Origin of the sequence: Marinobacter panjinensis (assembly GCF_005298175.1) — a bacterium.
Lineage (GTDB): Bacteria > Pseudomonadota > Gammaproteobacteria > Pseudomonadales > Oleiphilaceae > Marinobacter > Marinobacter panjinensis.
In genome coordinates this window covers 90,411-104,286 of the sequence record NZ_SZYH01000003.1, presented here as the reverse complement: position 1 = coordinate 104,286, position 13,876 = coordinate 90,411, and the positions used below count along the sequence as shown (strand labels likewise).

The 13,876-nt window shown below is 56.3% G+C and carries 10 protein-coding genes and 1 riboswitch; of the genes, 9 read left to right on the top strand and 1 reads right to left on the bottom strand.

The window, feature by feature from the left end:
- The first annotated feature begins 22 nt into the window (after positions 1 to 22).
- On the top strand, positions 23 to 1,285 hold the full coding sequence (gene waaA, locus FDP08_RS19690; protein WP_137438012.1) for a lipid IV(A) 3-deoxy-D-manno-octulosonic acid transferase: 1,263 nt from the start codon (positions 23 to 25) through the stop codon (positions 1,283 to 1,285).
- A 35-nt stretch (positions 1,286 to 1,320) separates the two neighbouring features.
- On the opposite strand, the gene FDP08_RS19685 is transcribed toward waaA, so the two are convergent.
- Positions 1,321 to 2,700 (bottom strand): TolC family outer membrane protein, encoded by a 1,380-nt coding sequence (locus tag FDP08_RS19685; protein ID WP_137438011.1) that lies wholly within the window; start codon positions 2,698 to 2,700, stop codon positions 1,321 to 1,323.
- Between the two features lie 109 nt (positions 2,701 to 2,809).
- Positions 2,810 to 2,924: riboswitch (TPP riboswitch) on the top strand.
- Between the two features lie 75 nt (positions 2,925 to 2,999).
- On the opposite strand from FDP08_RS19685, the gene thiC reads away from it, so the two are divergent.
- The 8 genes from thiC to FDP08_RS19645 all read left to right on the top strand — a co-directional run bounded on the left by thiC (position 3,000) and on the right by FDP08_RS19645 (position 13,679).
- The gene (gene thiC, locus FDP08_RS19680; protein ID WP_137438010.1) at positions 3,000 to 4,877 is read left to right on the top strand and encodes a phosphomethylpyrimidine synthase ThiC; all 1,878 of its coding nucleotides are present in this window, start codon (positions 3,000 to 3,002) and stop codon (positions 4,875 to 4,877) included.
- A gap of 507 nt (positions 4,878 to 5,384) precedes the next feature.
- Positions 5,385 to 6,002, top strand: a complete 618-nt coding sequence (locus FDP08_RS19675; RefSeq protein WP_137438009.1) for an NUDIX domain-containing protein — start codon at positions 5,385 to 5,387, stop codon at positions 6,000 to 6,002.
- Position 6,003: 1 nt separating this feature from the next.
- Positions 6,004 to 6,489, top strand: a complete 486-nt coding sequence (locus FDP08_RS19670) for a DUF1249 domain-containing protein (protein WP_135956464.1) — start codon at positions 6,004 to 6,006, stop codon at positions 6,487 to 6,489.
- A 196-nt stretch (positions 6,490 to 6,685) separates the two neighbouring features.
- The gene (gene cpdA, locus FDP08_RS19665) at positions 6,686 to 7,492 is read left to right on the top strand and encodes a 3',5'-cyclic-AMP phosphodiesterase (protein ID WP_137438008.1); all 807 of its coding nucleotides are present in this window, start codon (positions 6,686 to 6,688) and stop codon (positions 7,490 to 7,492) included.
- Between the two features lie 110 nt (positions 7,493 to 7,602).
- The gene (locus tag FDP08_RS19660) at positions 7,603 to 9,726 is read left to right on the top strand and encodes a type VI secretion system Vgr family protein (protein WP_137438007.1); all 2,124 of its coding nucleotides are present in this window, start codon (positions 7,603 to 7,605) and stop codon (positions 9,724 to 9,726) included.
- 1 nt (position 9,727) lies between these two features.
- Positions 9,728 to 10,540: a DUF4123 domain-containing protein gene (locus tag FDP08_RS19655; RefSeq protein WP_137438006.1), complete on the top strand. Its 813-nt coding sequence runs from the start codon at positions 9,728 to 9,730 to the stop codon at positions 10,538 to 10,540.
- Entirely contained in the window at positions 10,540 to 12,687 is a 2,148-nt protein-coding gene (locus FDP08_RS19650) for a LysM peptidoglycan-binding domain-containing protein (protein WP_137438005.1), read from the top strand. The genes FDP08_RS19655 and FDP08_RS19650 overlap by 1 nt, the downstream gene beginning before the upstream one ends.
- On the top strand, positions 12,687 to 13,679 hold the full coding sequence (locus FDP08_RS19645; protein ID WP_228263402.1) for a formylglycine-generating enzyme family protein: 993 nt from the start codon (positions 12,687 to 12,689) through the stop codon (positions 13,677 to 13,679). The genes FDP08_RS19650 and FDP08_RS19645 overlap by 1 nt, the downstream gene beginning before the upstream one ends.
- The last annotated feature ends 197 nt before the right edge of the window (positions 13,680 to 13,876 follow it).

The window sequence follows — 13,876 nt, the reverse complement described above, 5'->3', positions numbered from 1 at the left end:
ACCGACCCGGCCCGGAGTTAGTATGCTTCACTTTTTTTACTCCCTGTTCTTTCGCATCGCGCTGCCATTTGTGCTGCTGCGCCTGTGGTGGATCGGGCGTACCAACCCGGATGCGTTTGTGCGCTGGCAGGAGCGCCTGGGTTACGTGGAGGCATCTGATGAGCCGGTAATCTGGGTTCACGCGGTGTCCGTTGGTGAAACGATTGCAGCTGCACCTCTTGTGAAGGCTCTGTTGCGTCGCAATCCGGACATTCCGGTGTTAATGACCGCTATGACGCCTACTGGCTCTGCCCGGGCAAAGGCGCTGTTTGGTGATCAGGTACGCTATGCCTTTTCACCCTATGATACACCGGGTGCGGTGCGTCGCTTTGTGGATCGGGTCCGCCCCCGCGCGTTGGTGATCATGGAAACGGAACTCTGGCCCAACATGATTGCTTTGAGCGAACAGCGCGATGTTCCCGTTTTTCTGATCAATGCACGGCTTTCAGCCCGGTCCGCCCGGGGTTATGAGCGGGTAGCGTCGCTGGTGAGGCCACTGCTTCGCAACATCAGCTGGATAGCCGCCCAGGCGGACGAGGATGCCGGGCGCTTCCTGCGCATTGGTGCGCGGCCGGAATCTGTCTCCGTTACCGGTAGCATCAAGTTCGACGTGGAGATATCGGACGAGATCCGCTCTGCATCATCCGGGTTGCGCCAGCAGCTCGGAGCAGGCCGCCCCGTCTGGATCGCGGCCAGTACCCACGAAGGCGAAGACCGCCAGATTCTGGAAGCCCACCAGCAAATAATGCTCAAGCACCCCGGCGCGTTACTGGTGATTGTGCCCCGGCATCCGGAGCGGTTTGATGATGTGGCAGAAATGGCCCGCTCAATGGGGCTGGTTGTGCAGCGTCGTTCAGTCCTCGCTGAGGACAGCGAAAGCCGTTGTCAGGTGTACCTCGGAGACACCATGGGTGAACTGCTGATGCTTTACGGGGCATGCGACATTGCGTTCGTTGGCGGTTCATTGATCGAGCGGGGTGGACACAACCCGCTGGAACCGGCGGCCTGGGGAATGCCGGTGCTCTCCGGCCCTCATATCTTCAACTTTGAAACCATCTATAGCCGGCTTGATGCGGGAGAGGGGCTTTACATAACCCCGTCCTCCGAAGCATTGGCCGCGTGCGTGACGCAGCTGATTGCGGACAAGGGTAGGGCTGAGATGGCCGGGCGCAATGCGTTGGCCGTGGTAAACGCCAACCGGGGTGCGCTTGAGAAGGTGGTCGACGGGATTGTTGAGCGGGTTTAGGGCAGGCCCGGGAGCCCGCCTATCTTGCCTGTCACTTATTGCATGGGGTCCTCAATGGTTACTTCCTCTTCCGCCAGGGCTTCAATGCCGAGAGCTGAGGCGCTAAGCCAATTGTTCAGAATTATCAGGTCCTGAGGGCTCAGGGTGCCAGCCGCCTGCTTCAGTCTCAGAGTGTTGATCACATAGTCGTAGCGGGCGTTGGCGAAGTCACGCAGGGCCACGTAGTAGTTACGTTCCGCATCCAGCACTTCCACGATATTGCGGGTGCCAACCTCATACCCGGCGCGCGTTGCGTCCAGGGCGCTGCGGCGGGAGATAATGGTTTGCTCCAGGGCAGAGGCGGATTCGATGTTGGTGTTTACCGTGCGGAACAGGCTGCGGGTATTCACCCTCACGTCGCGGCGAACGGTTTCCAGTGATTGCTCCGCTACCTCCACCAGTGACCGTCGTTGGCGAACGCCAGCCTGGGTGCCACCACCCAAGTAGAGCGGAACATTCAATCTGAGCCCAATCCGGCCTTCCGTTGTCGTGCCGTCGCGCTGGCTTTGTGCAAAAGACGGATCCTCCAGGCCCTCGATATCGGTTTTGCCGTAGGAGGCGTTCAAGTCCAGTGTCGGCAGATGCCCGGATTTGGCGCTTTTCAGATTGGCTTCACTGGTATTCAGATCGTAAATCGCAGACTGAATCTGCCAGTTCTGGTCCAGGGCTGTATTCTCCCAGGCTGACGGATCCATGGGTTCCGGACGGCCGAGTGGGAAGTTTCTGCGCAGGTTGTCGAGCTCTTCCGTGTATTCACCGGTCAGTCGCGCCAGTTGCTCGCGGGCGATGTCCAGCTCGCTTTCCGCGGCAATCCGCTGGCTCTTGCTGTCGTCGTAGCTGGCACGGGCCTCGTAGACCTCAGTGATGGCGATCAGCCCCACATCGAAGCGCTCCTGGGCCTGCTCATACTGTCGCTGGATAGCCGCTTCGGTTGCCCTGGCTGTGGTGAGGGTGTCGGCGGCACGCAAAACATTGAAGTAGGCCGTCGCGACATCAAGAATCAGCTGTTGCTGGGCGAGGTTGTATTCGGCCCGGGCAGATTCTGTCTGGAATTTGCTGGCGTCGTAGTTGAACCAGGCTTCGGCCCGGAACAGCGGTTGGGTCAGCTCCACACCGAAGGCGTAGGTTTCATACGCGCCATCCTGGTTGGGGCCATCAACATCGGTATGACTGACATCACCAAAGGCGCCAACCTGGGGCAGCAGGTTGCTGCGGGTGACGTCGCTGGCGGCCTGCTGTGCCTCGAAGCTGGCGCGGGCGGAAGCAATGCCGGAATCATAGGAGATTGCTTTCTCGTACGTCTCAACCAGATCCATGGAAAGTGCAGGCTGGGCAGCGAGCAGCCCGATCAGCCCGGAAAGCAGTCGTTTGTTCATGTTGTCTCCTGTAAATGAGTCACCCGGCGTGGTGGCATTATGGACAATAATCCGCCTGAGCTCTACACTTGCAATCGGCACACGTTTTAAGTGCCAATTACATTGAATTCGCGTCTTGACGGGGTGCTGGCGTCAGATCATCTGACCGCCGGCTGAGATTGCCATGCAGAACCCGCAACCTGATCCGGATAATACCGGCGTAGGGATTTAAGACAATATGCAGCAAAGACACAGGCACATTTCTGTAGTCACTGCTCCGTCATACGCGACCCGTTTACCTAATGAACCCGGGGACGCAAATGACAACATTACCTTCCTATCTCAGCGATTCAGCCAAAGTCGATTCCGCAGCCATCAAGCCGCTGCCCCAGTCCCGAAAAATTTACGTACAGGGTAGCCGACCCGATCTGCGGGTGCCCATGCGGGAAATTACGGTGGGAGACACACCAACGGACATGGGGGGCGAAAAAAACGCACCTGTTGCTGTCTATGACACCTCCGGCCCCTACAGTGATCCGGAAGCGACCATTGACCTCCGGAAGGGCCTCAAGCCTATTCGCCTGGCCTGGATCGAGGAGCGTGGAGACGTGGAGCAGCTGGCGGACTACACCTCCGAATTTACCCGCCGCCGCATGAAAGATCCGTTGCTGGACCCACTCCGATTTATGGACGAGCGTAAACCGCTGCGGGCCAAACCCGGCAAGAACGTCAGCCAGATGCACTACGCCCGCCAGGGCATCATTACTCCGGAGATGGAATTCATTGCCATCCGCGAGAACATGAAACTGCAGGAAGCGCGGGAGCAAGGACTTCTTAACGATCAGCATCCGGGACAGTCCTTTGGCGCCTCCCTTCCTCAGGAGATCACACCGGAATTTGTCAGGGACGAAGTCGCCCGTGGCCGCGCCATCATTCCGGCCAACATTAATCACCCGGAAACCGAACCGATGATCATCGGCCGCAACTTCCTGGTGAAGATCAACGGTAATATCGGTAACTCGGCGGTCAGCTCTTCGATCGAAGAAGAAGTGGAAAAGCTGACCTGGGGTACCCGCTGGGGCTCCGATACCATCATGGACCTGTCCACCGGCAAGAACATCCACGAAACCCGCGAATGGATCATCCGTAACTCACCGGTTCCTATTGGTACCGTCCCCATCTACCAGGCGTTGGAAAAAGTCGGCGGTGTGGCAGAGGACCTGACCTGGGAAATCTTCCGCGATACACTGATTGAGCAGGCAGAGCAGGGCGTGGATTACTTCACCATCCATGCCGGCGTGCGCCTGCACCATGTGCCCATGACGGCCAAACGCACCACCGGCATCGTGTCACGCGGTGGCTCCATCATGGCCAAGTGGTGTCTGGCCCACCACCAGGAAAGCTTCCTGTACGAGCACTTCGAAGACATCTGCGAAATCATGAAAGCCTACGACGTGTCCTTCAGCCTCGGCGACGGTCTGCGCCCGGGGTCCATTGCCGATGCCAACGACGAAGCCCAGTTCGGCGAGCTGGAAACCCTGGGTGAGCTCACCAAGATTGCCTGGAAGCATGATGTACAGGTGATGATCGAAGGCCCGGGCCACGTGCCGATGCAGCTGATCAAGGAAAATATGGACAAGCAGCTGGAATGCTGTGACGAAGCACCGTTCTACACTCTAGGGCCACTGACCACCGACATTGCCCCAGGCTATGACCACATCACTTCGGGAATCGGCGCGGCGATGATTGGCTGGTTTGGCTGTGCCATGCTCTGCTATGTCACCCCAAAGGAGCACTTGGGCCTGCCCAACAAGGACGATGTCAAAACCGGCATCATCACCTACAAAATTGCGGCACACGCTGCGGACCTGGCCAAGGGGCACCCGGGCGCCCAGATCCGCGACAATGCGCTGTCCAAGGCGCGCTTCGAGTTCCGCTGGGAAGACCAGTTCAACCTCGGCCTGGACCCGGACACCGCCCGTGCCTATCACGACGAAACCCTGCCGAAAGACTCGGCCAAAGTGGCACACTTCTGCTCCATGTGCGGCCCCAAGTTCTGTTCCATGCAGATTTCCCAGGAAGTACGGGAGTATGCAAAGGAACACGGTCTTGATGAGGTTTCTGCAGTCGATGTCGGCATGAAAGAGAAATCCCGGGAGTTTGTGGAGGCTGGGTCCAAGCTTTATGACAAGGTCTGAGCTGGGTTACTAGCCTGAGACGGCTGGAGTGTGAGCCAGGGTGGCGGCCCCGTTCAGAAAACGACTCGAGACGTCCCTGTGCGTCTCGGGCTCCGCCATCCCTGGCTCCGCACGTTTCTGAACGGGGCCACCACCCCGGCTCAATCAGGCTTTGGCACAATCGCTCGGTTCGGGCGTAGGTCGGATTAGGCGAAGCCGTAATCCGACAAATGGCATCGATCGCTCACACAGTGTCGGATTACGCTTTGCTAATCCGGCCTACCACGTTGCGGCCCGCATTTATTTTCGGGGCAGTCATTGGGACCTTCCTCCCAAAACTGTGCGGAGCCAGGATGGCGGAGCCCAAGCGCCCCATGGACGGGCTTGAGCGTGTTTTGGGAGGAAGGTCCCAGTGACTGTCCTGCACCAAGGCCCGATTGCCGAGAAGTAGAAACACAAGGCTTGCACCCAAACTGAAACACCGGCTATCGTTCAGAATCGTTCTCAAAAACGGATCTGAAATCTGATATGACTGAGCCGTTCCAGTTCAAAGACAGCGACGTAAAAGTCGAAAAACGCGAAACCGTCTTCCAGGGCTTCTTCCGTATGGACAAGCTCTGGCTGACCCACCCGCGCTTTGACGGCAGGGAAATGCCCACCTTCACCCGCGAACTCTTCATCCGCGGCGATGCCACCTGCGTATTACCCTACGACCCTGACCGGGACGAAGTCGTTCTTCTGGAACAATTCCGCCTTGGCGCCCTTGGCCGTGATCAGTCTCCCTGGTTGCTTGAGCTCGTCGCCGGTATGAACGAAGACGGCGAGTCGCCAGAAGAAGTGGCCCAGCGGGAAGGCCAGGAAGAGGCCGGACTGACGTTCAAACCGCTGGAGAAAATCTGCGACTACCTGGTCTCGCCCGGCGGAAGCACGGAACTGATTCATCTGTACTGTGGTCGTATCAGCACCGAATCCGCCGGTGGCCTGTTTGGCATGGAGCATGAACACGAAGATATCCGTGCCCACGTATTCAGCGCCGACGAAGCCATCGCAATGATTTATGATGGACGTATCAATAACGCCGCAGCGATTATCGCGCTGCAGTGGTTGCAGTTGAATCGCCCGCGATTGCGGGAAGGTTGGAGCTGATATGACAGAATGGGTGATGAAACCCCGGCGCTATGTACCGGATTTACGACGTTTCGGCGCGCTGTGTGATGGTAACTACATGCGGCTTCACCGATTGCGGAAGCTGGAGGCCAAAGGCCAGCCGGTTTGCGAATTCGAGCTTCACCGTGAGGACCAGTACCTGGGCCGGGTGCGCATCGAAGTGCTGCAAACTACAAAGTTTACCGAAACCCTGCTGCTGGAGCAGGTGCACAACTCCGGGCGCTGGCTGAACAATCCCCAGCTGACCGTGCGGGTTTATCACGATGCCAACATGGCAGAGGTGATCAGCTGTTACCGCGACCGGCACATCGCTCCGGTGAATGACTACCCCAACCGGTTTATGCACCACCCGGACGAGAAGGTGCAGGTCAACAGCTTCTTGGCCGACTGGCTGGACTACTGCCTGCGATTTGGTCACCTGCCCATGGAACACGCCGCCTGGTCCGCCGGGGAAGGCGTGGACTAAGGTTGTATGTCTGCCTCGCAGTTATTGGCATAGAGTGCGCCGTAGAGTGTGCGAGAGTTGTCAAAACAGGCAATTGTGTCCAAAAGCCTGAACAGAATGTGATGAATATTCCGGATGCAGTCGTAGAAACTGAATAGTCTGCCAATATGCCTGCATCACCAGTGAGTGTTGCGAAAACGCAAGAAACACGAGCGCCATGACAGAGAATGACAACCAGCGTGCCCTTCGGGTGCTACAACTGACCGACCCGCACCTGATGTCCGATCCGGGCGGCGAACTGCTGGGCGTCAATACCAGAGACAGTCTGGATGCTGTCATCGAGCAGGTGCTTCACGATCATGGCCAGCCGGATCTTATTCTTGCCACCGGAGACATCGCCCAGGACGCTACCGAAGAAGCCTACCGGCTTTTTGGTGACAAGCTGAAGGTGTTTCGTTGCCCCTCTGCCTGGATGGCAGGTAACCATGATGACTCTCCATTGCTGGCCCGGATTGCCTCCGAAAGTCAGGCGGACCGGCGCCATATTATTCAGGGCGGTTGGCAGTTTATCTTGCTGGATACCTCGGTTCCCGGAAAGGTGTTTGGCGAGCTGGCGGAATCGGAACTGGCCTTCCTCGAAGAGGCTCTCAGCCAGAACCCCGGCACCCCGGCGTTGGTTGCCCTTCATCATCATCCCATAGACATTGATACCGAATGGATGTCGCCGATCGGACTGCGCAATCGCGATGCCTTCTGGCAAGTTATTGACCGCTTTTCGCAAGTAAAAATCGTACTCTGGGGGCATATTCACCAGGAGCTGGAGCAAACCCGCAAAGGAGTTCATCTGCTGGCCACACCGTCCACCTGCATACAGTTCACGGCCGGTTCGGTGGAGTTTTCAGTGGAAGACAAAGCGCCGGGTTACCGCTGGTTTGAGTTGCTGCCTTCGGGCGAGTTTTCCACCGAAGTGAGCAGGGCGACGGATTTCGTATTCGATCTGGACAGCAACAGTACCGGCTATTAGCGGTTTTTTTGAAACCCTGATCAACCTGTTAATGCCGGCCATTTTGCGTATATAATTCCGGCTTCGCTCAGGATGAGCGGAAGTCATTCACATCTTCAGGGATCGAAGACATGCCCCAGGCAACCGGACTGCAGTTCACGGCCACCCTTGGCCAACTCCCCAAAGACCTGTTCGCGGTCGTCCGTTTTGAACTGACCGAAACCGTTTCGACGCTATGCCACTGCAAGCTGGAACTGGCCAGTACCTCGCCGACTATTGCACCCGAAGAAGTGCTGGAGCAGCCCGTGGAGCTGGTGGTCTGGCAGGATGGCGTGCCTCTGCGGCGCTTCCACGGTGTGGTCAACGAATTCGCCCGGGGCGACTCCGGCCACCGCCGTACCCGCTACGAAGTCATCGTCCAGCCTCCGCTGTGGCGCCTGGGCCTGATGCACAACAGCCGCATCTTCCAGACCCAGAGCACCGACGCCATCGTGCGCACCCTGCTCGAAGAGCGGGGCATCATCGATACCGTGTTTGACCTGAAACGCACCCCCGAAGAACGGGAATACTGCGTCCAGCACCAGGAAAGCGACCTGGCCTTTATCGAACGACTGTCTGCCGAAGAGGGCTGGCACTACCGGTATAACCATGGCGATGTAGAAGGCAATGACCAACCCGCCCTGATCATCGCAGACCACCACGGCGACGCCCCCAGGCTCGACCCGGTGGAATACAACGGCAAGGCCGGCGGCAGCAGCCGCCAGAGCGCCGTCTTCCAGTTCAGCTATCGGGAACGCATCAAAGCCGCCTCTGTGGCCATGAAGGACTACACCTTTAAGAACCCGGCTTACGCGTTAATGCACGAACAGCAGGCCGATAAGCTGGACGCCCAGCGCGAAGACTACCAGCACTACGACTACCCCGGCCGCTTCAAGGCCGACGCCAGTGGCCAGCCGTTCACCGAAAGCCGCCTGGACGCCCTGAGAAACGACGCCGCCACCGCCAACGGCCAGAGCAACCGCCCGGACTTCACCGTGGGCGCCAAAGTCGAGCTCACCGAACACGACAACCAGGCCCTGAACCGGGAATGGCTGTTCACCAGCATCACCCACACCGGCAACCAGCCCCAGGCTCTGGAAGAAGAAAGTGGCGGTAGTGGCACCACCTACCACAACGCCTTCAACGCCATTCCCGCGGACCGCACCTGGCGCCCTCAAGTGGAACACCGCCCATTGATGGACGGCCCCCAGATTGCCATCGTCACCGGCCCCGACGGGGAAGAGATTCACTGCGATGAACACGGCAGGGTAAAAGTAAGATTCCCCTGGGATCGCTACTCAAGGAATGATGAACATTCCAGCGCCTGGCTACGAGTCAGCCAGGGCTGGGCTGGCGGCCAGTACGGCTTCATGGCACTCCCGAGAATCGGCCACGAGGTCATCGTCTCCTTCCTCGATGGCGACCCGGACCAGCCGATTATTACTGGCCGCACCTACCACGCCACCAACACACCGCCCTATGCGCTGCCGGAACACAAGACACGCACCACGCTGAAAACCCAGACCCACAAGGGTGAGGGCAGCAACGAACTGAGGTTTGAAGACGAAGCGGGCCAAGAACAGATCTATATCCACGCCCAGAAAGACCTGGACCTGCTGACGGGAAACAACCGCACCGAGGTCATCAAAAATGACAGCCACCGAACGGTGGAGAGCAACCAGTTCAGTCACATCAAGGGTAATGACCACGCTACCGTGGCTGGTGAAAAGCGCGAATCCATCAACGGCGATGCCAGCCTCACCGTCAACGGCAGCCACCACAGCAAACAGGGCAAGAACCAACTCATTGAAGCCGGCAGCGAGATCCACCACAAGGCCGGCATGAAAATCGTCATCGAAGCGGGTGCCGAAGTGACGCTGAAGGCCGGCGGCAGTTTTGTGAAGGTTGATCCCAGTGGTGTGACTGTTTCAGGGCCGATGGTGAAGATGAATTCGGGTGGTGGGCCGGGGAGTGGGAGTGGGGTCTCGGCGCAGATGCCGGATTTGCCAGAAGTTGCGTTGGCGGATTCAAAGACGCCGTTTAGCCCCGCCACTCTTGCTAGGGACTCGAGGCGACCGGTCTCGGATTTTCGTCCGAGTCCGATTTCGAAGTTGGTCAGCGTGGCACGCAAAGATGCAACTTTAAGCAGACAATGTGGTCGCCAACCCGACGGTTCTTGTGCTGCCGCGAGGTGCGCATGCGAGGAGAGTGTCTGAAATGGAAGCTTCAGGTATTGAAATGCTTGATTCCGGGCAATCCTATTTGTTGTTGGATGGCGCGCTGCTGGATGCCCTGAAGATCGCCTACAGGTATGACGATAGCCCCTCAGTGGACATGCTTTACAGGGGCACTCGTCACCAATCGGCTCTAGAAGTAAGTCCTTGCTTGATAAAGCCGTCTGAATACACGCGGCTTTGGGATAACCAAGAGTTCTGGCGATCGAATGGAATCGTTGTGGAGGCTGATTGCGGGCCGGAAAAACTAGCCGATCATTTCCGAAGCCTTCTGAGCGTGCGCATACCTGATGGAACCGTCGCGTACCTTCGATTTTACGTGCCTGGTCAGATCCGGATGCTACTTTCAGTTTTTACCCCTCAAGAAATAGCCGCGTTTAGTGGGCCGGTTGGAAGCTGGCGCTACTTTGATCAGGAAAAAGGATGGATGTCAGCCAATCTATCTGAGGTGAGTGATGCAAAAGTGGCTGAGGACGAAGGATGGTTTCATTTACAGCAAAACCATCTGGATGCTTTGGGCCAGGAGAAGCACCGAGCGTTCCTGAGGCGTCTCGCAAGATCGCTTGGTCTTTCAGATAGTGAGGGGCAGTCTGAACAGCTCGCCGGCCTCGTTGAGAAAGCACAAGGCTTCGCTTTCGCGTCAGAAGCCAATATAGCAGGCTATGTAGAGCTCTTTGTGCGATTTAAAGATCGCATGGAGCTGCCGGTTGTCAAAGAAATTCTTGGTGATACCCATCGCTCTGCCACTGACCGATTGGCGGAGCTGGACAGAATGCTGACACAGGGAGGTGTCTGATGCCTGAGGCCTATGAAGTCCACTCCGGCGATACATTGAGCGCTATCGCCCAACGCCACCGCGCCAGCCTGGCGCGTGTGCTGAATTTGAACCCGGAAATTCAGGATCCGAATCGAATTTTTCCTGGCCAGACTATAAATGTGCCCGCCGCCAATGAATTGATTACTTCCAGCTGTGAACCTGCCCAAGTGGTGGAAGATGCTCCATGCGGCGACAAAATTGCAGAAGTTGTTCACGTCACTGGCAGCGATGAACTTATCCTTTTGACTGAGGACGAATTGACAGAACTGGAGGCCGAGGAAGAGTTTGTCTGCGGCCCGCTAAACGAGTATTACCGCGATCTGGACACTCTTGCTGAAGAAAATCAGGGTAGTAAGGAACGGCCTTCTGATGCGGAGGGAAAGGTGCTTTCCCCTGTCCAGGAGCGCAAGGATATCCTGGTTTGGGAGCTTGTCAGTCGAGAGGTCATTCCACAAGGGGTGCAGAGCACCCCACCGCTTACAGAAATCAAACGGCTTGCGGGAGGGAATCACTACACATACGTCAGGTCCGAAAAAATCGCGAATCACGTTCGACGCTACCCCATGGGAGCCCGCGACAGGAAGCGGAGTAAAGGTTGGCTGAGTCGTGAGGGCGTGGACCCAGAAAAACTCCGTGAGGCTATTGAGAGCGAACTGAACATCAAGTTCAACATGTCCTGGAGTCCGGATGCCGATAACCCAGTCGTTCTCGCTTTGAATCAATATTATGATGAGGTTAGCTGGTCGATTTGGGGTGATGAGCAGGCGCAGCAGGAAAACCGCGACCGTACCGGTTTCGATGCATCTGCTGAAGCCCAATTCATGCGCTTTGCCGCAGGCTCAAGCGCTTCGGGTGAATTTAACCCCCGTAGCGGCAAGGTCCATTTCCAGGGTAAAGCAGAAGCCCAGTTTAGCCTGCTGGAAGGCAAAGCCTCGATTGAACAGGCGTTCCCTACTAACAACTGCTCTGAAATTCGCATCTATTACAGAGTTGGTGGTTGGGACGGGGAGCGGACGTACACCTCCTTGGGCCATTTCCAGGCTCGAATGGCTATCAGTGCTACCGGATTCGCCGGTGCCTCTGCTTTACTCGCTGCGAATGTCCATGTTGACAGCACGCAGGGGCTTCCGACGCTAAAAGGGATTGCTGCCCGCGAGCACGGCCAGGGTGCAAACCTGGAAGCTAATGTATTTGCGGGAGTGAGAGGAGGTTGCGAGGTCGCTGGATCCTTATTGTGGGTTGATACCCTTGCTACTCATTCGGACTGGAAACCCTTGTGTCAGATCGGAAAAAAGGTAGAGGCTGCCGCAGGTGTCGGGGTTGAGGGCGAACTAAGGCTTGAATATAACCAAGCAACAGGGAAGTTTTACTTCAATCTCCACGCTGGCCTTGTACTTGGAGTTGGTCCGTCGGGCAATTTTTTGTTGGAAGTGGATGTCCAGAATACTCTGGAAATGATTCACTTTGTTTACAAAGCACTTGGAGATTCAGATTATAGATATCTTGAGCTTTTCGATCAGGACACTGACGCGTTTGGTTGGTACAAGAAAGTGTCAGTGTTTGCGTTGGCACAGGGCATAAGCCATGCAGTTGCTATTGGCCAGGCTGCGGAGACTGCATCTGTGGTTATTAATCATTTTTGGCAAGACTTCATCGACTCCGAAAACGGTTTTTTCGGGAATCAGGTAGAGGCTTTTCTGAAGGAGCGCCGAGGGCTGGCACTTGCAAAAAACGTTCTTGCGGACATGGAAAAACTAAGCGAAAGCGTGTTCTATCACTCTCCTCCTGAGGTGAAAGGCGCCATCCTGCATGCGCTGATGGCTGACTTCTGGTTGACGCCTCAGTTGGGCGACGGGACAAGAACGAAGGTCAGGGCGGTGGCAGAAATATTGGCCTCGTTTCAGGCCTGGCGGGACTTCGAAGAGACCATGAAGCGAATAAATGCGGAGGGGCGCGCAGAGCCACAAACTTTTGACCGCAATGTGGAAGGTGTTTTTCGATTTATCGGGTTCAATCAGCACCGGTATCAATTATATAAACGCGCACTGGAGTTCAAGACGGCAGATCTGGAGCAGGTTGTCAGGCATGATCCTCACGGTGCGTGCAGAATTTCGGGAATCGTCTGATGATTCGGGAGCTAGAGATGCCAGGTGGAAAGCGAGTGTTTTGCGGATTAGGGATAATTGCTTTGTTGATCAGTGGCTGTTCGTCTTCAGAGCTCCCGAAACCGACTTCTGAAGAACTGGAACAGGTTGTTCAGGCGGCTCAGAATAATCTGGTATATGTAAAGGGTGGTTCGTTCCTTTTGGGTGATGTTGGTAAGCCGGACGGGCGTTACTACACAGTACTAAAAGACGATAACAAGCCAGCCATCGAGGTGACACTCGACAGCTACTCGATTGGGCGCTACGAAACAACCTGGCATGAATTCCTTATCTACCTAAGGGACGTGGAACGCGCAGAGCAATATGTCCAGTTCCGAGAAGAGCCGAGTTCTTCAATACGGGACGTTCGTAGTGACGAAGACCCGTTGTCGCCAAATTACCGCCTCAAGCCAGCGAAAGCGCCAAATTATGGCGAAGCTGAAGGTTACTGTCAGTGGCTTGGGGAGAAGTTGGGGCTACCTATTTCACTCCCAACAGAGTCACAGTGGGAATATGCAGCTCGTAGCCGAGGGAAAAATGTTGCTTACGCAACCAATACGGGAGAGATAGAAAAAGACCCTTACCTTCGAAGGCCGATTGAATACATTGATCCATCTATCCCCCCGACAGGAAATGCCTTATCTCATTCGTCAAACAGGACGGAACGAAGACCGGTCGGCAGTTATCCTCCGAACCCTTTAGGTTTATATGATATGACCGGCAATGTCGCTGAATGGACCCGTGACTGGTATCAAGAGGATTTTTATCAGCATGCCTCCAAACACAATCCCGAAGGACCTTCGGCCCCTCCAGCTCCCGAGGATCCGCAAAAGGTGGTGCGCGATTGGGCCGGACATGGCGATCATACAGGAGGAACCGGTACCGTTTTTAATCGAGGTGGTGTTCCCCTTGATTCTTCAACGAACGGTTTCCGGTGTGTAGTCAATCACCCGGATCCAGTAAGCCGGGATTGAGCAGAAAGCAGTAAAGCTGCGCTGTATTAATTGCAGGGACTTTGGAAACGCCGAATACTGGGTGCGAGACTCTATACTGCCTGAGGACTATAAGTTGCTTTTTGGGGGGCTTTGATAGCACTGAGTCGGAATACCGGAAAGCCCTCACAGATGCCTGAGAGGGCCGAGATAAACTGGTAGGTTTGCACTACCCGGAT

What these genes read in the sequence shown, in the direction of transcription:
- waaA (WP_137438012.1), top strand. Translation starts at nt 23, where the DNA reads ATGCTTCACTTTTTTTACTCCCTGTTCTTTCGCATCGCGCTGCCATTT.
- FDP08_RS19685 (WP_137438011.1), bottom strand. Translation starts at nt 2,700, where the DNA reads ATGAACAAACGACTGCTTTCCGGGCTGATCGGGCTGCTCGCTGCCCAG.
- thiC (WP_137438010.1), top strand. Translation starts at nt 3,000, where the DNA reads ATGACAACATTACCTTCCTATCTCAGCGATTCAGCCAAAGTCGATTCC.
- FDP08_RS19675 (WP_137438009.1), top strand. Translation starts at nt 5,385, where the DNA reads ATGACTGAGCCGTTCCAGTTCAAAGACAGCGACGTAAAAGTCGAAAAA.
- FDP08_RS19670 (WP_135956464.1), top strand. Translation starts at nt 6,004, where the DNA reads ATGACAGAATGGGTGATGAAACCCCGGCGCTATGTACCGGATTTACGA.
- cpdA (WP_137438008.1), top strand. Translation starts at nt 6,686, where the DNA reads ATGACAGAGAATGACAACCAGCGTGCCCTTCGGGTGCTACAACTGACC.
- FDP08_RS19660 (WP_137438007.1), top strand. Translation starts at nt 7,603, where the DNA reads ATGCCCCAGGCAACCGGACTGCAGTTCACGGCCACCCTTGGCCAACTC.
- FDP08_RS19655 (WP_137438006.1), top strand. Translation starts at nt 9,728, where the DNA reads ATGGAAGCTTCAGGTATTGAAATGCTTGATTCCGGGCAATCCTATTTG.
- FDP08_RS19650 (WP_137438005.1), top strand. Translation starts at nt 10,540, where the DNA reads ATGCCTGAGGCCTATGAAGTCCACTCCGGCGATACATTGAGCGCTATC.
- FDP08_RS19645 (WP_228263402.1), top strand. Translation starts at nt 12,687, where the DNA reads ATGATTCGGGAGCTAGAGATGCCAGGTGGAAAGCGAGTGTTTTGCGGA.